At 59.9% G+C, this 22,019-nt stretch carries 15 protein-coding genes and 1 pseudogene; 13 read left to right on the top strand and 3 right to left on the bottom strand.

Features of this window, described 5'->3' with window-relative positions; all coding sequences use genetic code 11:
- Positions 1-259 precede the first annotated feature (259 nt).
- Together ACFOJ9_RS06545 and ACFOJ9_RS06540 are read left to right on the top strand one after the other, a co-directional pair.
- Positions 260-3,559, top strand: coding sequence for an adenylate/guanylate cyclase domain-containing protein (locus ACFOJ9_RS06545; RefSeq protein WP_378977790.1), 3,300 nt, complete (start codon positions 260-262; stop codon positions 3,557-3,559).
- Between the two features lie 19 nt (positions 3,560-3,578).
- Positions 3,579-4,259, top strand: a complete 681-nt coding sequence (locus ACFOJ9_RS06540) for a redoxin domain-containing protein (RefSeq protein ID WP_378987608.1) — start codon at positions 3,579-3,581, stop codon at positions 4,257-4,259.
- Positions 4,260-4,333: 74 nt separating this feature from the next.
- Here ACFOJ9_RS06540 and ACFOJ9_RS06535 read toward each other — a convergent pair whose 3' ends face one another.
- The gene (locus ACFOJ9_RS06535) at positions 4,334-7,231 is read right to left on the bottom strand and encodes a glycosyltransferase (protein WP_378977788.1); all 2,898 of its coding nucleotides are present in this window, start codon (positions 7,229-7,231) and stop codon (positions 4,334-4,336) included.
- Positions 7,232-7,391: 160 nt separating this feature from the next.
- Here ACFOJ9_RS06535 and ACFOJ9_RS06530 point away from each other — a divergent pair.
- From ACFOJ9_RS06530 to ACFOJ9_RS06510, 5 genes and pseudogenes are all read left to right on the top strand, one after another.
- A pseudogene (locus ACFOJ9_RS06530) lies at positions 7,392-7,543 on the top strand (IS110 family transposase); the annotation flags it as partial.
- Positions 7,544-8,138: 595 nt separating this feature from the next.
- Positions 8,139-8,813, top strand: coding sequence for a hypothetical protein (locus ACFOJ9_RS06525; RefSeq protein WP_378977786.1), 675 nt, complete (start codon positions 8,139-8,141; stop codon positions 8,811-8,813).
- A gap of 7 nt (positions 8,814-8,820) precedes the next feature.
- The gene (locus tag ACFOJ9_RS06520; RefSeq protein ID WP_378977784.1) at positions 8,821-11,499 is read left to right on the top strand and encodes an OmpA family protein; all 2,679 of its coding nucleotides are present in this window, start codon (positions 8,821-8,823) and stop codon (positions 11,497-11,499) included.
- Positions 11,500-11,511: 12 nt separating this feature from the next.
- Positions 11,512-12,006 carry a Rab family GTPase gene (locus ACFOJ9_RS06515; RefSeq protein ID WP_378977782.1) on the top strand — a complete coding sequence of 165 codons (495 nt, stop codon included), beginning with the start codon at positions 11,512-11,514 and terminating at the stop codon, positions 12,004-12,006.
- Between the two features lie 3 nt (positions 12,007-12,009).
- A complete protein-coding gene (locus tag ACFOJ9_RS06510) occupies positions 12,010-13,080 on the top strand; it encodes an adenylate/guanylate cyclase domain-containing protein (protein WP_378977780.1) in 1,071 nt (356 codons plus the stop codon).
- A gap of 221 nt (positions 13,081-13,301) precedes the next feature.
- Here the strand turns inward: ACFOJ9_RS06510 and ACFOJ9_RS06505 are convergent, their stop codons facing one another.
- Both ACFOJ9_RS06505 and ACFOJ9_RS06500 read right to left on the bottom strand, forming a co-directional pair.
- Entirely contained in the window at positions 13,302-13,547 is a 246-nt protein-coding gene (locus ACFOJ9_RS06505; protein WP_378977778.1) for a hypothetical protein, read from the bottom strand.
- Between the two features lie 71 nt (positions 13,548-13,618).
- On the bottom strand, positions 13,619-14,005 hold the full coding sequence (locus tag ACFOJ9_RS06500; RefSeq protein ID WP_378977776.1) for a hypothetical protein: 387 nt from the start codon (positions 14,003-14,005) through the stop codon (positions 13,619-13,621).
- Between the two features lie 471 nt (positions 14,006-14,476).
- Between ACFOJ9_RS06500 and ACFOJ9_RS06495 the strand changes: the two genes are divergently transcribed.
- The 6 genes from ACFOJ9_RS06495 to ACFOJ9_RS06470 all read left to right on the top strand — a co-directional run bounded on the left by ACFOJ9_RS06495 (position 14,477) and on the right by ACFOJ9_RS06470 (position 22,019).
- Complete coding sequence (locus ACFOJ9_RS06495; RefSeq protein ID WP_449288656.1) at positions 14,477-16,714, top strand: mechanosensitive ion channel family protein; 2,238 nt, start codon at positions 14,477-14,479, stop codon at positions 16,712-16,714.
- 1,030 nt (positions 16,715-17,744) lie between these two features.
- Positions 17,745-18,245, top strand: coding sequence for an NADH-quinone oxidoreductase subunit J (locus tag ACFOJ9_RS06490; RefSeq protein ID WP_378977772.1), 501 nt, complete (start codon positions 17,745-17,747; stop codon positions 18,243-18,245).
- Positions 18,245-18,547 (top strand): NADH-quinone oxidoreductase subunit NuoK, encoded by a 303-nt coding sequence (nuoK, locus tag ACFOJ9_RS06485; protein ID WP_378977770.1) that lies wholly within the window; start codon positions 18,245-18,247, stop codon positions 18,545-18,547. The genes ACFOJ9_RS06490 and nuoK overlap by 1 nt, the downstream gene beginning before the upstream one ends.
- Before the next feature lie 4 nt (positions 18,548-18,551).
- Positions 18,552-20,015 carry a monovalent cation/H+ antiporter subunit D family protein gene (locus ACFOJ9_RS06480; RefSeq protein ID WP_378977768.1) on the top strand — a complete coding sequence of 488 codons (1,464 nt, stop codon included), beginning with the start codon at positions 18,552-18,554 and terminating at the stop codon, positions 20,013-20,015.
- Complete coding sequence (locus ACFOJ9_RS06475; protein ID WP_120018874.1) at positions 20,012-20,266, top strand: hypothetical protein; 255 nt, start codon at positions 20,012-20,014, stop codon at positions 20,264-20,266. Before ACFOJ9_RS06480 ends, ACFOJ9_RS06475 begins: the two co-directional genes overlap by 4 nt.
- Positions 20,259-22,019 (top strand): Na(+)/H(+) antiporter subunit D, encoded by a 1,761-nt coding sequence (locus tag ACFOJ9_RS06470; RefSeq protein ID WP_378977765.1) that lies wholly within the window; start codon positions 20,259-20,261, stop codon positions 22,017-22,019. The genes ACFOJ9_RS06475 and ACFOJ9_RS06470 overlap by 8 nt, the downstream gene beginning before the upstream one ends.

Below are 22,019 nucleotides of genomic sequence, written 5' to 3'. Positions count from 1 at the left end.
GGAACTTTCGCAAACGACGGCCACGCAGCCGCCCGAATCGGCAGCGCTCTGCCACCGGACCCACACGGATCGCTCGATGCCCATTTGCGCTGCCGCTTGCTGGTCGACGGTTATAGGTTCATCCTTGTGAGTACCTTGGCCGCGAAGTGCGTAGCGAGATCACGCCGTCACGGCCGCTTTAGGTCTTTGTTTTTATGCATGTCGTTATCCCAAAACCGGGTTCACTTTTGGGCGACATGCATTGGTGAGGTCTTGTTCCATGGACTGCTCGGGCTGCGGTTTCGAGGTTGAGGGCGGTTACGCTTTCTGTCCGAGATGCGGCAGGCGCCAGCCCGTGCCATGCGCCAGTTGCGGCTACCTGTGCGCACCTGATTTCGAGTTCTGTCCGAAATGTGGTGCAAGCGTCGGGGCGCCCGCAAAAGCCGTCGAACGGCCTGCTCCGACACCAAGCCGGACCATCGTGCCACCTTCTCGCACTCCGTCGCTGCTTGCGAACATCGAAAGCGAAGAAGGGCCGCATCCCGTCTCTGACGCCGATCGCCGGACGGTAACGGTCCTGTTCGCCGACCTTTGCGGCTTCACGACACTCAGCGAGCAGCTCGACCCCGAGGTCATGCAAGCGCTGCAGAACGAACTGTTCAAGGAATTGACGGCGGCCGTGCGAAACTTTGGTGGTTTCGTCGACAAATTCATCGGCGATGCACTGCTCGCTTTGTTCGGTGCGCCAGTCGCGCATGAGGACGACCCGGAACGTGCGCTTCGCGCCGCTCTCGACATGATCGCCCGGACGGCGCGGCTCGGTGAAAGCACCCCCCACTCCGGCTCGCCTCTGTTGCTCCACATCGGCATAAACACCGGTCCGGTCGTTACTGGCGGATTGGGCATCGGCACCGCCAAATCCTATTCGGTGACCGGCGACACCGTGAATACGGCGCAACGCCTGCAATCGCTGGCTGCACCGGGTGAGGTGCTGGTAGGCGAGCTCACTCACAGGCTGACCCGGCATGCCTTCTCTTACGAGTCGCTGGGTGATGTCGTGCTTCGCGGCAAGGCCGGCAGCGTGCTCGTCCATCGACTGGATGCACCGCTTGCGGCGCCGCGTGCAGCGCGTGGGCTCGAGGCGCTCGGCCTCAGCGCGCCGATAATAGGTCGTGGTGCGGAGCTTCATAGAATGCTGGCGAGCCTTGACCAGGCGTGCGGCGGCTCGGCCCAACTTGTCCGTCTCGTCGGAGAAGCCGGTATCGGGAAATCGCGGCTGGTGAAGGAGTTCGTCGCCCGCGTCGGCGACGAGGATCGTTTTCGCAACGTCGCCGTGCGGCAAGCCACGTGCTCACCGCTGGGCGAACGATCATTCGGCGCCTTGGGCGCAGTCGTGCGCAGCGCCGCCGGGATGATGCAAAACGACAATGGGGACGAAATGCGGGGGAAGCTCGCAGCCCTGCTTGCCGATCTCGGCCTACAGGGCGAGGAGGCGAAGCGGCTGATGCCTTTGCTCTACCATGTGCTTGGCCTTGGCGACCCCGATGCCACCTTGCAGCATGTCGAGCCCGAGCAGCTGCGGCGGCAAATTCTTTACGCCGTCCGCACAATCATCGAACGGCGGCTTGCGTTGTCGCCGCTGTTGATTGTCGTGGAAGACCTGCACTGGGCCGACGCCGTGTCGCTCGAGGCACTGCGTTTCGTGATGGACAGGCTGGAACGCACGCGGTTGATGTTGCTGGTCACGCATCGTCCGGCGCCGGACAACGACCAGCTCGATTCAAGTCGGGTCAGTCACACGGCGCTCAGGCTTTCGCCGCTCAACAATGATGACGGACGCAGCCTGCTGGCGGCGCTTTTCGGCGAGAGCTGGGTAAACTCCGCAGGAGGGCTTCTCGGCCAGATCCTCGAGCGCGCGGGCGGCAACCCGCTTTTTTTAGAGGAGATCGTTCGCGGCCTTATCGATCGCGGGGTATTGATGCGCGAGGGCCAGCAATGGCGGACTGTGGCAGGCGAAGTCGCAACCGGCATTCCCGCCACGATCCAGGCAATGTTGCTTGCTCGGGTCGACCGGTTGCCCCAAGAGGTGCGCCGGTTGGCCCAGGAAGCCGCGGTAATCGGCCCGCGCTTCGATGCCACACTTCTGAAAACCGTTACAGTCGACCCCGGCCGGCTAGAAGCCGGCTGCGAACTGCTTTGCGATGCGGAAATCATCGAGGAAGTTGCTGGATCGGGCTCGGTCTCGTCGCAAAGCTACCGCTTTACGCAAACATTGCTGCAGGACGTGATCTACCAGAATCTGCTCCTGCAACGCCGGACCGACATCCACGGGCGGGTCGGTGCTGCCTTGGAGCAACTGTGCGGCGACAAGCCGGAACGGCTCGAGGATTTGGCCGCGCTCGGTCATCATTTCGCACAGAGTGCCGAGCGAGAGAGGGGCGCGCATTACCTGCAGGTGGCGGGCGATCGCGCTCGCATGATATACGCCAACGACGACGCCCTTCGTTTCTACGAGCGAGCACTGGCTCCGTTGGGCGCGATCGGGCAAACACCACTCAAACTGGCAATTGCAGAGCGCATTGCCGATCTGAGCGGCCCGGCAGGCCGCCGCGAGGTCGCGCACCACCACTACGAGACGGTGTTGCAGGCATACCGCAAGTCAGCCGATCGTGTCGCTTCGGCGCGCGTTTTGCGCAAGATCGGTCGGCTGCTCTGGGACGTCGGCAAGCGGGACAACGCAGAATCCCGCTATGCTGAAGCGGCAGCGCTCCTCGATGGAGCGGATGCCCCGATCGAGCAGGCGCATCTGTGGCAAGAACGTGGCCGACAGGCGTTCCGCAGCGGAGATCACTCCCTCGCGGCAAAATGGGCGGACGCGGCGCTGGATTGCGTACGCACTTTGACAACGGAGCATGTCTCCGACGTAGGGCGCGATGCCACTCTTGTGACCGCCGAGGCACTTAATACCAAGGCTGTTGCGCTGGCTCGCCTCGGGCGAAACCGTGAAGCCGTGGGTCAAGTCGAGCGCAGCATTGAATTGGCCGAAGCCGCCGGTCTACTGGGCGCGGCCTGCCGAGGCTACACCAATCTCGGCGTGCTTTGCACGACCATCGATCCGGCAAAGGCGATGGAGGTCTGTCGGCGCGGTCTGGACGTGGCGCGCCATATTGGCGATCTAGGTTTCCAGGCCCGCCTCCTCGCCAATCTGGCGGTCGCTTGTTGTACTTTCACGGATCGCTGTCCAACGGAGGGCGTGCCTGCTGCCGAGAAGGCCATCGAGATCGACCGGGCGCTCGACCAGCGCGAGCACCTGCCGGTGCCGTTGATCGTGCTTGGGCAGATCCACCAATGCAACGGCCGTCCGGAACTGGCGGTTGGCTTGTTCCACGAAGCACTGGACGTAGCCCGCGAAACAGGCGAGCCCCAACTGCTGTTTCCGTGCTATGATGGTCTTGCAACGCTTAATCTCGACCTCGACAATCTGGCCGAGGCCGAACGCTATTTTTCCCTGGCGCAGGGTATATGCGCCCAGCACGGGCTCGACCCGGAAGCGCTTGTGGTGCTGCCTTTTCTCGACTAGCCGGGGTGGGAGGTTGGAAATGTCCGCGCATAGTGACTTGGTACCGCTTCAACCGGGCGACCGTGCGCCGAACTTGGTACTCGACGCCATTACCCAGGAAGGCAAGATCGCGCTTGACGACTTTCGCGGACAAAAACCGGTGCTGGTCGGCCTGTTTCGAGGTCTGCATTGTGCGTTTTGCCGGCGCCATATCGCAGCCCAGGCGCGGCTTGATCCGGAGCTGCGCGAAAGGGGCGTGGAGAGCCTGACGGTGGTCAACACGCCGATCGAACGGGCGCGTCTCTATTTCCGCTACCACCCGATGCCGAACCTGCTTGCGGCCTCCGACCCTGAACGCGCTTCACATCGTGCTTTTGGGCTGCCGAATCTCGAATTCACCGAGAACGAGACGAACTGGCCGTACAAGGTCGCGATGGCAGTGGCACAGGATATGCGGGTTGAGATACCAGGCGAGTTGCCCGGTCCGATGGATCCCATGACGGCCAGCGAAATCCTCAACAAGAAGGACAATTACGAAGTGACCGAAGCCGACGAGCAGATGATGGCAACGGGACACGGACAACTGATAGGTCAGTTCCTGCTGGACCGTCAGGGAATCGTTCGCTGGAGCTTCACGGAGGTTCCAGAGGGTGGGCGATACATGTTTGGGGCGCCAAACCCGCAGGAGCTGATGTCAGCCGTTTCCCAAGTCGCCCAATAGGCTTGTGAACGAACGGGCGGCGGCCACACCGGCGTTTGCCCGCTCGATAAGCTCGCGCTTGTCGATCTCACCGTTCATTCGAGCACGGCCTCGACGGTGGCGACAAAGTCATCGAGCGAGCGATCCCCGCGAATCTCGATGCGCGGAAGATCGATGGGATCGCAATTAAGGTCCGCCGGCCCGTGTCTGCCGCCGAAGCCGATCCGATAGCCAGACTCCTTGGCCAGCCTGCCGAGCCGTCGGTCGGTGACAGAGAAGGGTGCCGCGAACGCCGAGGTTGGCCGACCGGTCCACCGTTCGATGAACATACGAGAGCGCAGCAGCTCGGCGGCCAAATCAGAGCTCGACAGACCATCGATCGCGCGATGCGTCGCCAGATGGCTTCCGAAGAACGCACCTTCGGCGGCGAGACGTCGCACCGTTCCGGCGTCCATAAGCCGCGTCGGCGGACCGCTGACGGCGTCCCACTTTGCACTTTCACCCACCAGGTCCGTCACCAGGAACACTTCCGCGGTCAGGTCGTTCGCGCGCAAGGTCGGCCAGGCATGGTCGGCAAAATTCTGGAAGCCGTCATCGAAGGTGATGAGCACTGGGCGGCCAGCGAAAGGCTGACGGTTGGCGATGGACCGTTCCAGTTGCTCGGACATGATCGCGTGAAAGCCATTGGCGCGCAGCCATGCCATCTGGCTGGCGAATGCGGCGGGCGTGAGCCGGAAACGGGCGAGCGCGGTCGGACCATCATCAGCGATGCTGTGATACATGAGGACAGGGATACGTTGCCGCCGCTCGGTACGCGCGACGTCGTGGCGCAAGGCCCGCGCCCCGCCCCAGACGATATTTCGCGCGACCCCGATTCCGATGGGCGCGCGGATCGGCACATGATCTATCACCGGTTCCGTCGCCACCTCGCCAGGTGACAGGCGGCGGAAGCGGTCTATGCGGTAGAGCTCGGTCCGGATCGATTGCTCGAGGACGAGGCCTTCGGTCGCCGCCAGCGTCTCGGAGATCGCTTGTGCACCGAATGTATTCCAGTCGAAGCCCGTCCTGTCGACATTGTCACGCAACACGAATGCGTGTGCGCTGATGAAACTGCCGCCAGGCGCCAACGCCTCAGCGAATTTTTGGGTAATGCGCCGCAACTCGGCGAGATCATCCAGGTAGTAGAGCACTTCCGAACAGAAGATCAGATCCATCTCACCCGGCAGCGTGTCGGCGGAGAAATCCAGTACGCCGAATTCAATATTCGGCTGATCGCCGCATCGCGCGCGAGCCCGTCCGATGGCTATGGCGGAGATGTCGGTTGCGGTCAAATGGCCCACTCGCGGCGCCAGCTGCCGCGTGAAGTGGCCCTCCGCGCAGGCCAGCTCAAGCGCCCGTCCGATGGGACCGGCAGGCAGAATCTCGAGCTGCCGCTCATATTTTTCCTGCTCATAGGACGAACCGTAGTTCCAGGGATCCTCGGTCGCGAAATAGCCATTCCAGAATGACGTGCGATCCTTGTCGTGCCTGGCCCGTGCGCGGCGCGGCGCCACAGGAGGCTCCGCTGGTTCGGCGCTCGACCGAACCAGCTCCCGCGCTTGCGCTGCCAATCGCTCGAGTTTGCCGAAGTGGCTGTCCGGATCAGGCCGGCGCTCCGCGGTGGTCAACAGTGCCTCGGCTGCAAGCGTGTTTGACGTGTCGGCACCGGCGTCCTTTTGCGGTGCGATCAGTTCAATCCAATGATCCCTTGTCACTGTCCCCAGTACGCCGAACTGCACGACGGCTTCGATCTGGCCATCCATCATCAGGTAGGCATAGATTTGATCGATCCCTTCCGGAAGCTCAGTCGAGGTTGGATTTCGAGCGTCGACGCGAATTCCGAGTGTCCGCGCCAGCCTGCGCGGCGCGGCAAGATCGTCGGCATCGAGAAGCATTTGGTCAAGATGATACTGGACGCGACGACCCGCGACCGGATCGCCCCAGACCTTGCCGAGTTCGATGATCAACTCGGTGAGGGCGCCGCCGAACCTGTCCCACCTGGCAGCCAATTGCGCTGGCACCGATAGGCTTCCTACCATGAGGCCATCGAAGGCCACCTTGGCGATCTCACGCGCCCACTTGCGTCCTGCCGGGAGCGCGCGCAGGGACTGCGGGTTTATCGAGCCCGAGCCGCCGCCGCAATCCGACGCGGCATTCCACAATGCGAACCACGCGAGTGCTTCGGAAGCGGTGCGGCCGATCGCCTCGATCGCTCCATTGGCGTGAGCCGATCCTGGGTGTTTGACCCTGGGATCAGGAGAAAAGCCGCGGGCGATCACGATTTCCGCGTCTGCCAGCATCTGCGTCGAATTGCGGGAGAGCGCGTTGGGGCTGACCCGATAGAAAGCGAGCGGCTCGTCGACCATCACCCAATTTTTGCCTAGACGTGCGAGGCGCTGCCACAGATCCCAGTCCTCGCAGGTGCGCAGCGACACATCGAAACCGCCCAACTCGACGATTGTCGCCCGGTCGACCAGCAGCGCGTGAGTGGCGATGGCACACTGGCGGGCGAATGTTTCAAAGGGCTGGATCGCAACCTCTGGTGAGATGCTCGACGGGATAAGTTCGCCATCGGGCATCACGCGCTGAGAACCGCAATAGGCGGCCACCGCATCGGGAGCGGTTTTCAGTGCGGCCAGCATTTTCGTAAGGAAGCTGGCATCCACCCAATCGTCGGCATCCAGGAACATCAGCCAGTGGCCGCGCGCCGTCGAAATTCCGCTATTGCGCGCGCCGGCGGGACTATACGCGCAAGAACTCAACGTCCGAAATCGGGTATCTTGTTCCACATAGCCGGCGATGATCGCGGGGGTGCGGTCCGTGGAGGCGTCGTCGACGACGATCGCCTCCCAATCCACGATTTCCTGATCGAGAAGGCAATCGAGTGCGCGCGCCAGCGTTACCTCCGCGTTGTGCGCAGGAACCACGATTGAAACCAATGGATTATGCGCCACGCCGTCTTACCCGCGCCTGGTTCGAAGATAGAGCAAGGGTCCCGAGACATAGCCGGCGATCTCCTGCCAAAGGAAACGGTCCTCGAGGACGCTGCGTCCAAACAGTCTCCTGCGGACTCGTCCGAGCCGTCGCGACGCCGCCATTTGGCTGCAGTGCGAGCTTGCTCCTGTCGTGCTACCGATGTTGGAAGCCTGGCGCAGCATTCGCATCCGTGCCGCCGAGCTTGCGCGCCAGCTGTCGCAGATGCACGTCAAAGCCAAGCATACCGCATACTTATGTCGATCCCCGAAATCGGCACCATGACCACAAGCTGCGGTCCCTGGCACCTAGCTATGGCAAACTGACGTCCTTTGCAATCGGGGGCGCACCAAAGCAAGCCCACTGAAGCTTTGGTGTGAATGACTGCAGCTATTGGGACTATCGCTCCCCTCCTATCGACCGAAACGCCTCGATTCCGAGGTGCATTCTCGAACAGCCATTCTTCGTGCGAAAGAAGACCCTCCTTCTACTGTTGAGCCCCCCATCGGGGGCTGATGGCCGCAGTATACAGCCGGGCGCGAGACAGTATGCTGGCCGCCGGAATAGCTAATTTAGCTGTTTCTAATGAAAACTACGTTACTTAATTTCACTCCAGTAGCTGTATCCTGACATTGTATTACTCATTTCGATCGTAGATTGCGTCCAATGGTCGATTAGATTAGCCGGTTATGGCTGCTATCACAAAGAGGTGCGAGAGCGACACCAATCGGCACTCGTGCTTTTGCTGCCAGTCCAAGAGATGTAAAAGGGACGCACGAAATCGGCATAGGCCAAAAGTCCGGCTTGCGGGCCGGGTATTTTGCTGACATGTTTGCCTGTTTATGGGTTTCTGCACTGTGACAGGTGTTCAAATAGAGGGGCATAAGGATGGCTAAGGAATCTTCGAGCACTTCGAGTACCGCTTCTTCCGCAAATAAGGCGGACGCAAATCTGATAGGTAATGCAGAAGGAAGCGGGCTGAACTTCATGGCGGCCCAGGCTCGCGAGAACGGGGGGGCTGGCGACGCCGTAGGTGTCGACAAGATACGTGATCTGCTGTTCGGCAACCAGATGCAGGACTATGACCGCCGTTTTTCCAAGCTTGAAGAACGGGTGCTGCAGCGCTTCAAGGATGTCGAATCCGAAGCCAAGCGCAATCTTGACATGTACGAGTCAAATGCAAAGAAGCAAGTCGATTCGCTTGCGGCGCAATTGCGGAACGAAAAAGATTCACGAGCCGATGCCGACAAGGAGATCGACCGGAATCTTCGCGAGCAAAACCAGGCACTTGAAAAGCAGGTGCGCGCGTTGTCGGATCAATTGAGCGCGCTTGAGCGCGACGTTTCGGACCGGATAAATCGAAACGATCATTTGCTGCGTGAGGAAATCAAGCAGAAGAATGAAGGCGTTCAGATGCTGATAGAGAAAATGTTTGCCGATCTCAGCAACGTCAAGACCGACCGAAATCTTTTGGCCGGCCTGTTTGTCGAGGTTGCAAAATGTCTGAATCAGGATCCCGTCGGCAGCAAGGGCAACTCGGAACGTAGCTGGAAAGTGAGTTGATGGGACCTTGACGTCAACCGTCGACCCAATCAGCCTCCCGCAAAGAACAGCCTCGAACGATACAGAGATTGATCGCGAGGCTCTGGCTCGTCTTTTGATCGAAATTGCCCGGAACGTTGATCCGGACTATCGCGCGCGTTTCGACGGAGTTCCAACCGCCGATCCTCGCATGGAAACGCTGCGCCAGTTGCTGGTCAGCCGCGAAATTTCGGAGCTTTCACGAGTTACGCATCTGCTGGACGAACCCGAGCAGCTTGCGGCAGCAGTGGGCGACATTCTTCCCAGTGCGGCCGCGCGAGCGCCTCATGCGCAGCTCGGCGAGGCGCTTGCGCCAGCTGTCGAAAGGGCTGTGCAACGGTCAATCCAGAAGAGCCCGCGCACACTGACGGATATATTATACCCGGTGTTTCTGCCGGCAATTCGCAAGTCGATCGGGGAAAAGATCGACCAGACCTTTCAGTCGCTGAACGAAACTTTAAGACATATATTTACCTGGCATGGGCTCAAGTGGAGATTTGAAGCTTGGAGAACAGGAGCAAGCTTTTCTGAAGTTGTTCTTAAGCACTCTCTTGTCTATCGTATAGAGCACGCCTTTCTCATTCACCGCAACTCCGGTCTTTTGATAGCGCATGTAACCGCCGATAATGCAACGAGCGAAGATCCTCAACTCATCTCTTCGATGCTTAGTGCAATTCAGGATTTTGTGAAGGACTCGTTTAACGAGAAAGAGCAGAGCGGCCTGGACACAATCCGTTTTGGCGACCTTCGTCTCTGGTCGGAAGTTGGACCATTTGCGACCCTGGTTTCGGTGATCCGGGGAAATCCGCCAGAGGAATTGCATGAAATAGTTCGCGATGTATTGCTTCGCATCCATGAGGAAAGCTCACAGGCTTTAGAGCAGTTTGACGGCGACGGTTCGCAGTTGGCCAGCGTAGAGGCGCAGTTGCAGACCTGCGTCGAGCTCAAGCAGGAGGAATCAAACGAGGGATTTCCGTGGCTGGTGGCGGCCGTTGCCCTGCTGCTTTTGAGTCTGGCAGGCGGTTGGTACTTTCTTTCCTGGCAATCAGCGCAGCGCTGGCAAGCTTACGTGTCGCGCTGGCAGGCTTACGTGTCGCGACTGGAGGCCCAGCCGGGCATCATCGTTGCCGAACAACAGGTACGCGATGGCCAATTCTATATTGCCGGCCTGAGAGATCCGCTTGCCGCCGACCCGCAGTCGCTGTTGTCTGGAACGCAGGTCGATCCCGCCCAGGTTCATTCGCAGTGGCAATTCTATCAGAGCCTTGAACCGGAGTTCGTGCTGAAGCGGCTGACGGCTTCGCTGGCTCCGCCGGATTCAGTACGACTATCGATCGACAATGATCGCATCGTTGCCGAAGGTGAGGCTCCCGACACCTGGATAGATCGGGCGCGCGCAGCGGCCCAGCAGCTTTCGGCAGGCGGGCCGGTCTTCGATATTTCCAGGGTTCGTGACGTAAGCCCTGAAGTACTCGAGGCGGAGCGCTGGCAGGCCTATGTGTCGCGGCTGGGGACCCAGCCGGGCATCATCGTTGCAGAACAAAAGATACGCGACGGCCAATTCTATATTTCCGGCCTGAGAGACCCGCTTGGCGCCGACCCGCAATCGCTGTTGTCTGGAACGCAGGTCGATCCCGCCCGGGTTCATTCACAGTGGCAATCCTATCAAAGCCTTGAGCCGGAGTTCGTGTTGAAGCGGCTGACGGCGTCGCTGTATCCGCCGGATACAGTACGACTTTCGATCGTCAATGATCGCATCGTTGCCGAGGGCGAGGCTCCCGACACCTGGATAGATCGGGCGCGCGCAGCGGCCCGACAGCTTTCGGCAGGCGGACCGGAATTCGACATCTCCAAGGTTCGTGATGTGAGCCCCGAAGCACGCGCGGCGGAGCACTGGCAGTATTATGTGTCGCGACTTGAGGCCCAACCGGGAATCATCGTCGCCCAACAAACGGCGAGAGGCGGGCATTTCTACATTTCCGGCCTGAGAGACCCGCTTGCCGCCGACCCGCAAGCTCTGCTGTCCGGAACGGAGGTTGATCCTGCCCGCGTTCATTCACAGTGGCAATTCTATCAGAGCCTTGATCCGAAGTTCGTGGTGAAGCGGCTGACGGCGTCGCTGACCCCGCCGAAATCGGTCCGGCTTTCGATCATCCAGGGTCGCATCGTTGTCGTGGGTGAGGCTCCTGCCACCTGGATCAACCGGGCGCAGGCCGCCGCCGAACAACTTTCGGCAGACGGAGTGGTTCTGGATGTCTCGCAGCTGCGTGAGCTGGACCTTGCAGAACTCAATCATTTGAGAGAGGCCATCCAGACGACCGATATTTTCTTCTCTTCCGGCAAAGTTGTGCCGGGACCAGAGCAGACGCCGGTTCTCGACAGATTGGCGGATCAAATAAAGGAATTCGCCCAAAATGCCCGCAAGTCAGGCGTAACAGCGCGGTTCATGTTGACCGGCCATTCGGACACCACGGGCCGTGAGACGGCCAACGCGTCGATCAGCGCCGCCCGCGCCGAGACAGTTCGTGCGCTTCTCAACAAGCGCGGCGTCGCTCCGGAACTGCTGCTGGTTCGGGGCGCGGGCACCTTTGAACCGGCGGTGCCTGAAAATAGTCAAACTGGTAGCTCCACCAATCGCCGGGTTTCGGTTACGGTAAACCTGGACTAGGCGGAGCCCAAGATGTTGCAAAAAAAGATCTGTATGTTGGGCGGGTTCTCTGTCGGAAAGACGAGCCTGGTTCGCAGGTTTGTGAAAAGCATCTTTTCAGAAACCTACTTGACCACGGTGGGAGTGAAAATCGACAAGAAGAGTGTCGCACTCCCGGACAAAACAGTGGATCTGATTTTGTGGGATTTGGCCGGCGAAGACGATATCGGCTCATTCCGCGTCAGCCATGTGCGAGGTGCGACAGGGCTCGTGCTTGTCGTCGATGGAACCCGCGCCGCTACTCTTGCCGCCGCGCTCACGCTGCGCGAGCGGGTCGAGGCCGAATTCGGTGCTATGCCGTTTGTATTGCTGTTCAACAAATCCGATCTGGCCGATCGGTGGGTAATACCAGATAGTGAGGTTGACGAACTGAGGCAACGTGGATGGAAAATCTATCTGACAAGTGCGCTTTCTGGTGAGCATGTCGATGATGCGTTTCTTCAACTTGCTTCGATGGTCACCAAATAGACCATGCATAGATTGCCAAGAGAAGTCGGAAACTGGATTTACAATTTCTTCTACAACGAGCACTCTATCGCATATGTGAAAATTGACGCCCAGCTTCGCATAGCGGCGAAGGGCGGTAACGTTGAACATTACGGGCTCTCATCCCTTCGCATCGGTAAGCCTGTTACCGATCAGCTTGAATTCATGGAAGGTCTGCTGCCTTGCCAGGAGCTTCCATATCATATGGCTATGGTCGAACTGCCCAGCGGGCGTGTCGCGGACCTTCATCTTTTTGCTGACGACAACTGCGTGTGGCTGCTCTTTCTTGACGCCACTGCCGAACGCGACAACAAGCAGCGGCTTCAACAGAAGGCTTATGAAATGACGCTCCTGCAAGAGAGGGAGCGTCAACTCAACGAGAAATTACAATCGACGAACGAGGCGTTGAGGAAGAGCCAGGAGGGATTGTCGCGTGAATACCAGCGCGCCGAATCCCTGCTCCTCAACATTCTTCCGGCGTCGATCGCGGAGCGGTTGAAAGCGCACAAAAAAATTGCAGACAACCACGCGGAGGTGAGTGTGCTTTTTGCCGACATCGTCGGTTTTACCGAAAGAGCGCGGAGCGTCGGAGCCGTAACGACGCTCGCTATTTTAAATTACTTCTTCAAGGCGGCGGATCGGCTCTCGGAACGACACGGCTGCGAAAAGATCAAGACAATCGGCGATTGTGTGATGGTGGTCGCTGGCCTGCCCACCGCGCGATCCGATCATGCAGAAGCCCTTGCGCGCTATGCACTTGAACTGCGGAGGGCGGTCAAGCGCGAACGCTTCGCGGGAGAACCGATAAGACTGAGAATTGGAATTCACTCGGGACCAATCGTCGCTGGCGTCATAGGCAAAAGGAGGTTCGCCTATGACCTGTGGGGCGAGACGGTTAATCTCGCCTCACGTATTCAAACGTCCGCGGAGCCCGATGAAATCCGTATTTCCGATGCAACTCGCCAACTGCTCGGACCAAAATTTGCTTGCGACCCGCTCGAGGAAACGGAACTGCGTGGTGCAGGTCGTGTGCGAATGTGGCGGCTCCCGCCCTGATGGGTGAGCCCAGCACCTGGTGCAGACGCTCGGAATGTCGGCATAGGGTCGGTCATATCGACTAGCGCTGGAATTTCGCTTAGCAGTCGCGGCCTGACCGCCATCTCGCCGCATTTGCATAGGGCTGGGCGTCCAGGCTGGACCGCCTCGGACGGCGCGTCGCTTGCCGGGAGGTCCGTAGCCTGCTTGGCACCGGCGGAAAAGGAAACAATCCTCGGCTCTTAAGTTATCATGGAAAGGCTCGCCGAGGTCGGCTGCAACACGCCGGGGAACGGCCCGATCCTGGCCGGGCGATGCCCGGACTGGAAGAGGTTGCTGTGGAGGTTTGCGATCCACTGCTTGCCTTCCGTCGTCAGCTCCAGATAGCGGATCGCGTCGCCGATATAGGGCTCGACCTGCAGCGTGAAGAAATCGGTGAAGATGGCGCCGAGATCGGCGGCGGTCTTGCAGCCGAGCTTTTCCACCATCCCGATCTCGGAGAACTCGGCAAACAGCGCCGGCAGCTTGCGGTGGTAGAAGGGATCAGCGAGCTGGCCGATCAGATCCGCAGCCCTGACCAGCGCCGGCTCGGTGTTGGTGACCTGGTCGGATCGTTCGGTACCGGAAAGCGCGTCATCTCGATCGCCTCGACAATGCGCTCCTCGTTGATGAACTTCGAGGAAGCAAAACGTTGGCGCGCATACATCTTGGCGCGCTCGATATGATAGGGCGCAAGGACCGCGTCGGAGGCGCCGCGCGGTGGCGTATAGCGGTCGCCGGCCTCGTTAATGACGAAGCTGTCCTCGGTGTCGCCCTGGCACACGCCGTGCACCATGCCAATGTCGTGGACCAGCAGCGCGCAGGTATAATGCAGCCAGTCATCGGGGGTCAGGGATTCCGAAAGCAGCCGGCCGCGGATGATCTGCTGGCCAGCGAGCGTAACCATCAGCGTATGCTCGATGTTGTGATAGAGGGCGTTCGAATTGCCGATGCGCTCCAGGACAAGGCGCGCCGCCCCGCCTATGTAGCTCGCATATTCCGAATTGCGATGCGAGAAATACTGGAGATAGAGTTCTGACAGATAGTCGCCGAGCCGGTCGGTGGCCTGGGATCTGGTGCCAGGCGTTCTGCATCACGGATGCCCAGTTCATAGAACGGCTGGAAGCCTAGGCCAAGGTCGGAATGCCCTGCCCCCGGCGGCTAAATAAACACCGCCAACGCCAAGTACCCGGCGCAACGGTCTGGCTCGCAACGATGACGCCTTGCGCCGGAACATCGGTTTCTTCAAGGTAGGGCAACGACGGACATAGAAGTCGTTGCTTGCCGATTTAACCCGAAGGTTAACAGCACGATGCCACTCATGATTCGACGATTGGGAGCCAGGAACCCGGCACGACGTCTCGGCGGTCTGACGGCGATGTTTGTCCTGATTGCCAGGCCGCTTGTCTTTGGGATCGCCCTCTTGTTGGCCGGTCCGGCGCAGGCGCAGGCGCAGGCGCCGGCGCCGGCGACCGTCCCGCCTGAAAGGGTCAAACAACTATTCGAGCTTCTCGACGATGCGTCAGTGAAGGCCTGGGTGGCCGAACAACGAAATCAGAACGCCGGGTCAACGGGAGCGCCGACCGAGGCAGGAGCTTCGCCGGCCGACGCATCGTCCGGCGCTGCGGCGGCACCAGGCCAGATGAATACGATGGCATCCTCGACGCTCGATCGGATCAGGCATCATATCGAAAGAATCGTCCAAACTTTGCCCCTGCTGCCAGGCCAGTTCGCGCGCGTTCGGGCAGAGACCATGGAGGATATGTCCAGCAAGGGGTCTGCAGGCGTATTTATGCTGATTGCGATGTTCATCGCTGCAGGCCTGGCGCTCACTTGGGCAACGTACAGGCTCACCCGTCCATTTCGTCTTTGGGTTATCGCGCAACCGAAGGATACGCCCATCGGGCGAGCCAAGAAGATTGGTGGTCGCGCGCTTTATTCCAGCATGCTGATCGTCTCGTTCGCACTGGGCAGTGCCGGCGCGTTCATGTTGTTCGACTGGCCAATGCTGATCCGCGAGATTGTCCTGACATTTCTGATGGCGGCGGTCGTTACATGGGGTGTGCGCCTATACGTGATGGCCACGCTCGTCCCTTCCTTCATGAACGTCGAGAACGCCGTCGAGGTTCGTGCTTTGCCGATCACCAACGAGACGGCTGACCATTGGTCCTATTGGCTACCCCGGATCGTCGGCGTCTTCGCCTTCTTCGGCGCCGCGTTCATCCTCTTGCCGGGTCTCGGCATCGATCCGGACGGAATGATGGTCCTGGCACTTGGCGCCGATATCGTACTGCTGGTGCTCTTGCTGCTTGCCATCTGGCGCCGGCCAAGAACGCAGCGAGACGGTGTGCGCCATGGCGGCCATACGGAAGCGACATGGTTGTTGACTGCTTATTTCGTCGTTCTGTTCCTGCAGCGCAACGCTGGCCTTTATACATTCTTCTGGTTTACCTTCGCCGCATTCTTCCTGCCTTTGGCAATCGTGCTGACGCAGCGCGGGGTTAATTTCGTCCTGCGGCCGGGTTCGGAAGAAGTCGGCCGGCCTACGATCCCGGCGGTGACGATCGCTGTCATCGATCGCGGAATCCGGATGGTTTTGATCCTGGCGGCGGCTTACTTTCTCGCGCGTGTCTGGGGCCTGAACATGCAGTCAATGCAGGAGGGCAATGCGACCGCGACGTTCATATTGCGCGGCTTGATCAATGTAATGGTCATTGCCCTCGCAGCCGATTTCGGCTGGTCGATCATCAAGGCGTTGATCGAACGAAAGCTGGGCATCGAAACACCACACGCGGTAATCAGCGACGAGGACGTCCCGGTCCTCGATCCGCAGCAGGCGCGGCTGCGCACGCTCTTGCCGATCCTCCAGAACATGCTGCTCGCATTGATCATCGTGATGGCGGTGCTGATGATGCTCGCCTCAATGGGTATCCAGATCGGCCCACTGATCGCCGGCGCCGGCGTCGTCGGTGTCGCCGTGGGTTTTGGCGCACAAACCGTCGTCAAGGACGTCATTTCAGGCGTGTTTTTTCTGCTCGATGATGCGTTTCGTGTCGGCGAATATATTTCCTCGGGCAATTACAAGGGTACCGTGGAAAGCTTTTCGCTGCGCTCGGTGAAGCTGCGCCACCATCGTGGTCCGCTGTTCACGATACCGTTCGGTGAACTCGGGGCAGTCCAGAACCAGAGCCGGGACTGGGTTATCGACAAATTCAACATCACCGTCGGCTATGACACCGATATCGACTTCGCACGCAAGCTGATCAAGCGGATCGGCCTCGAACTGGCGGAAGATCCCGAGTTCAAAAATTGGGTGCTCGACCCGATCAAGATGCAGGGCGTACAGGAATTCGGTGAGTACGGCATCGTACTGAGGGTCAAGGCCATGACCAGACCCGGAGGCGCCTTCGGTATGAAACGCAAATTCTATGTGCGGCTGCGCCAAGTCTTCAAGGAGCAGGGCATCGAACTCCCATTTCCGACCGTCCATGTCCAGGGGCTGCAGAATCCACATGGGGCAGAGAATGCGCCGTTGGAGATCACACCCGAGTTGCAAATGGCCGTCGCGCAGTCGCACACCAATCGGCGCAGAAAAAAGGCGAGTACAACGGCGTAGGAAAGCGGTGACACCCGCCGGTCACAGCGCGGCTTTCCGCGCATCGGCCCGTGGCAGGGATACTCTTTTATCTTCAACCGTTTAAGGCGAAAAAGTACCGTCACGAGCCTCACCGACCCCGACGGTACTTGAAAGATTCGTGCCGGCAGTATGCCAGAGGTCCGTTGGACGTGGCGTCGGCGTCAAACTCTACATGCAGATAGATGCCGAACGCCAACGAACGGATTTACTTCAATGCTTTGTGGCGTACCATAGCGTATTTTCGGATGGGCCCGAATCATTCCCACTCGATTGTTTTCAGCCCAGCTAGATCATTGATCTAGCTGGGTTTTTTCTTTCTTGCTGCACTGAAAGCCGACTCATGGTCCGTCAAAAAGTTACGCTTTTGATTTCAAAGGGAAATCGGCGCAAAAAAATATTTTGAGGTTTCACCAACTATCGGGACCAATCGGGCGATTTTTGCACTTTGCGGCGTTCGACGGCGTGCCCAAGCTGTCTCGAAAAGTACCGTCACCGCTCCAACTAGTACATTTTTTCGTTGCAAAATCAATGGTGATGATAGGCCCGGAGGACGTGACAAGAAACTTGATTTCATTGGCTTTTTCGTGAGCCTGAATCAGAAATCTTCCCTTATTGTTCCGTACGGCCTCGCCGCAATGGACTTGTGCGAATGCAAGCAAAGGCTGGCGCGACGTTCACGCCGATCGGATTGAACGACGAAGGTGCGCCGCTGCCGCGCGATGAGCGCCCACACTGCCTGGCAAACCGTTTGATGTCAGCGCCTCTTCCAAGCCTAGTGTTTGTCGGGCAACAGCACCCTGAGCGACACCCAACTCTTCCGAGGCAACCCGGAAATTGAGCTGGCGCGCTTCTCTCTCAAATATGAGTAGTGAGTTTAGCGCAGCACCAAGCCGCGATAATCTTGTGAAAAATCCGATACTAGGGCACAATTTGTGAACGGAAGTGGACAGCTATCTCAAGTCCGGCCCTGTCGCGCCGAGTGACAGTTCGCATCGGAGGAGCGGCGTCGATGGATCAGGGGTTCTTTCTTCTGTTCGCTGCGGCGTCCGTGGTCACGGCACTGACCTTGGTCCTGGCGCGCAATCCTGTTCACAGTGCATTGGCGCTGATGGCATGTTTCCTACAGATATCGGCGATCTTCGTCTTGCTCGAGGCGCCGTTGCTCGCGGTCATCCAAATTTTCGTCTATGTCGGCGCGATCATGGTCCTGTTCCTATTCGTGATCATGATGATTGATGTGCGCGAAGCGGTGTTGCAGCGGTTCTTGCCGGGCAGCAACCTGCCTGCTCTGGTGCTACTCGTCCTGCTTGGGGTCGAGATGCTTGTACTGGTGCTCAGGAGCGACCGCTTTTCGGTCGCGGAGCCCGTCGCAACGCGCACCGGCGGTGAGGTCAGGCAGCTCAGCACGACGCTTTTCGCCGACTATCTCCTGCCGTTTGAAGTCGCCTCCGTCATCCTGCTGGCGGCCCTGGTAGGCGCCATCGTGCTAGCGCGGAAGGAGCCGGAGTGATGGTGCCGCTCTGGTGGTATATCGTGCTCGGAGTGGTCCTGTTCGTGATCGGAGCGGCGGGCGTACTGCTCAGGCGCAATATCCTGGTCGTGCTGATGTCGCTGGAACTGCTGCTCAACTCGGTCAACATCAATTTCATCGCTTTCGGGCATTACTACGACGACTTCCGCGGGCAGATTTTCGCCATCTTCGTCATCGCAATCACTGCAGCGGAGGTTGCCGTCGCCCTCGGCATCTTGGTCGCCCTCACGAGGAACAAGTCCACCCTCAAGGTCGACGAAGTGACCATGATGAAAGGATAGCGGCTTGGACCCGGTGATATCGATCCGGCCGCTGCTTGCCGTTGCCGTCGCAGGTCTGGCGGCCCTTGCAGTTCTCCTTCTAAACAACCGCGAGAAACTCCGCGATGTCGTCTCGCCGTTGGCCGCGATCGCCATGTTCGCAATTGTCGCCTCAATGGCGCCCACGGTGCTGGCGGGCGGGACAGTCGATTTGCGCCTGTTCGAGATTCTGCCGGGGATCGACTTCGCTTTCCGGGTCGATGCGCTCGGCATGGTGTTTGCCACCGTCTCGTCGCTGCTGTGGATCGTGGCGTCGATCTATTCCATCGGCTACATGCGGCACTTGAATGAGCATGCGCAGACCCGGTTCTTCGCCTGCTTCGCCGCCAGCCTCGCGGCAGCCGCCGGGGGCGCCTTTGCCGCCAATCTGTTCACGTTGGTGATCTTCTACGAGGTGCTGAGCCTCGTTACCTATCCGCTTGTCTACCATCACGAGGACGAGGAGGGATGGACGGGCAGCCGCAAGTACCTTGTCTATTTGATGGGCGCGTCGAAAAGCGTGCTTCTGGCCGCGCTGGCGTTGACTTACCAGATTGCGGGGTCGCTCGACTTTGTGCCGGGGGGGCTGCTGGCGGGGGTCGACGCCTCGGCGCCGCTGCTGACCGTCGTCTATTTCTGCTATCTCTTCGGCTTCGCCAAGGCCGCGGTGATGCCTATGCACGCCTGGCTGCCTGCCGCGATGGTGGCGCCGACACCGGTTAGCGCGCTCTTGCATGCGGTCGCCGTCGTCAAAATGGGTGTGTTCTGCGTGCTGCGCGTCGTGTTCCACGTCTTCGGCGCAGGGCTGGTGGGCGGGCTGGGGCTCGGCATCGCTACGGCCTATGTGGTCTCGTTCACGATCCTGATGGCGTCCATCTACGCCCTGACGCGGGACGACCTGAAGGCGCGGCTCGCCTATTCGACGGTCAGCCAACTCTCCTACATCGTGCTGGGCGCGGTTCTGCTGTCGCCCGTCGCGATGGTTGGCGGGATCATCCACATCGCGGCGCATGCATTCTCGAAGATCACGCTCTTTTTCTGCGCCGGGTCGATCTATTGCGCGTCTGGCAAGCGGAACATCAGCGATATGGCCGGCATCGGCCGCAGGCTGCCCTGGACGATGGGGGCGTTCTTCGTCGGCTCGCTCAGCATGATCGGGGTGCCGCCGACTGCGGGCTTTATCAGCAAGTGGTATCTGGCGCTCGGCTCGGTGGAGGCCGGGGAGATCCCGTTCCTTATCGTACTCTTGGTAAGTTCGGTTCTGAACGCCGCCTATTTCCTACCGGTCAGCTATGTCGCTTTCTTCGGGACGGAGGCGCAGGAGAGCCCGGCGACCGTTCGTGAAATTCCGATGTTGACGATCCCGCTGGTCGCGACAGCCATCCTGTCGGTGGCGATGGGCATCTTCCCGGACTATTTCCTTGCCCTGGCGGAGAGAGTCGTCAGATGATCAAGCGCGTCGTTGATTTCTTTGGCGATGAGAGACATGCGAAAAGGCGTCGCCGGCTATTCTATCTGGTACTCGTCCTGATCGTCATCGCCGACTTTCTGGTCTTCCGCGAACACGCCGAATACCTGTGGGAGCGACTGCCTGGCTGGTCTGCCCTCTACGGCTTCGGCTCCTGCGTGCTTCTGATCTTCGTATCCAAGTTTTTTGGCCATCAGTGCGGGCTGATGCGGCGCGAGGACTATTATGACTGAGTTCGTCCATCCCGGCCTATTGTTCATTCTCGGCGCGCTTCCGATCCCCTTCCTAAAGGGGTCTGTCCGCAAGGCCTATGTGCTGCTGATCCCAACGCTGGCGATCCTGGCCGTGCTCACGATGCATCCTGGCGGCTACGGCGCGGCGCGGTTCATCGGGCAGGAAATCATTATGGCGAAGGTCGACAAGCTAAGCATCCTCTTCGCCACCGTTTTCAGCATCATGGCATTGATCGGCATGGTCTATGCCTTGCATCTGACGCACGCAGGACAGCATGTGGCGGCATTCGTCTACGTCGGCAGCGCGCTCGGGGTAGTGTTCGCCGGCGACTACCTGACACTCTTCCTGTTCTGGGAGGGTATGACGTTTGCCTCTGCCTACCTGGTCTTTGCCCAGCGCAGTGAGCAGGCGTTCCGCGCAGGGTTCCGCTACCTCATGGTCCATATCACCGGCAGCGTTGCCCTGCTCGGCGGCATCATTCTCCATGGGTTCGCCACCGGTTCGTTGCTCTTCGGCCCGATCGAGGGGGGGCTGGGCTTCGCCACCTACCTGATCCTTGCCGGGTTCATGCTCAACGCCGCGGTGCCGCCACTCAACGCCTGGCTGACCGACGCCTACCCGGAAGCGACCGTCACCGGGGCCGTATTCATGAGCGCCTTCACCACGAAGACCGCCGTCTATGTGCTGGCGCGGGCGTTTCCGGGGACCGATCTTCTTGTCTGGCTCGGCACTGTGATGGCGCTTTACGGCGTTATCTACGCGGTGCTGGAGAACGATTGCCGGCGGCTCTTGGCCTATCACATCGTCAGCCAGGTGGGCTACATGGTGGTGGGCATCGGCATCGGGACCGAGATGGCGGTGAACGGCGCCGTCAGCCATGCCTTCGCGCATATCCTCTACAAGGCACTCCTCTTCATGGGCGCGGGGGCGGTGATCCACGTCACCGGGCGGCGCAAGCTCACCGAACTCGGAGGGCTCTACAAAACCATGCCGGTAACCCTTGCGCTCTACATGGTTGGCGCCTTCGCGATCTCGGCATTCCCGTTTTTCTCAGGCTTCGTCACCAAGTCGATGGTGGTGGCCGCCGCCGGACAGGATCATCGCGCGCTGGTGGTGCTGGCGCTGACGATGGCGTCGTCAGGGACGTTCCTGCACACCGGGCTCAAGCTCCCGTACTACATGTTCTTCGGCACGGACCAAGGGCTGGAAGCGCGAGAACCGCCGCGCAACATGCTGGTTGCGATGGGCATGGCAGCGGTGCTCTGCATTGCGATCGGGGTGTTCCCCCAGACGCTCTACGCGCTTCTGCCCTATCCGGTCGACTTCGAACCCTACACCGGCGTCCATGTCACAGAGAGCCTTGGCGTACTGATGTTCACCGCCTTGGGCTTCGTCATGTTCCTCAGGGCACTTGACCCCGAGAATACGATCAGCATCGATACCGACTGGTTCTATCGCACTGGCGCGCGGCACTTCATGTGGCTCGCCGAAAAACCGCTGGCGCGCTACGAGAAGGCGGTGAGCGATGTGTCCGAGACCGCGGCGCTGCCCTTTCTGCACGGGATGGCACGGGCAGGACTGCGGATCGATCTCCACGGCGTGGACGCCTTCGTGAACGCCGTCGCTCGCGCGATCCTGCTCGGCGGCGGGGCGCTGCGGCGGCTCCAGAGCGGCGTCGTGACCCATTACGCGCTGGCGATGATAGCTGGTGTGATCGCGGGGATCGCCGTATTCGCTGTGGCGTGGCGGTAG

This window comes from Mesorhizobium cantuariense (assembly GCF_042647205.1).
Taxonomy (GTDB): Bacteria; Pseudomonadota; Alphaproteobacteria; order Rhizobiales; family Rhizobiaceae; genus Mesorhizobium; species Mesorhizobium cantuariense.
This window is presented reverse-complemented; position numbering and strand designations above follow the sequence as displayed.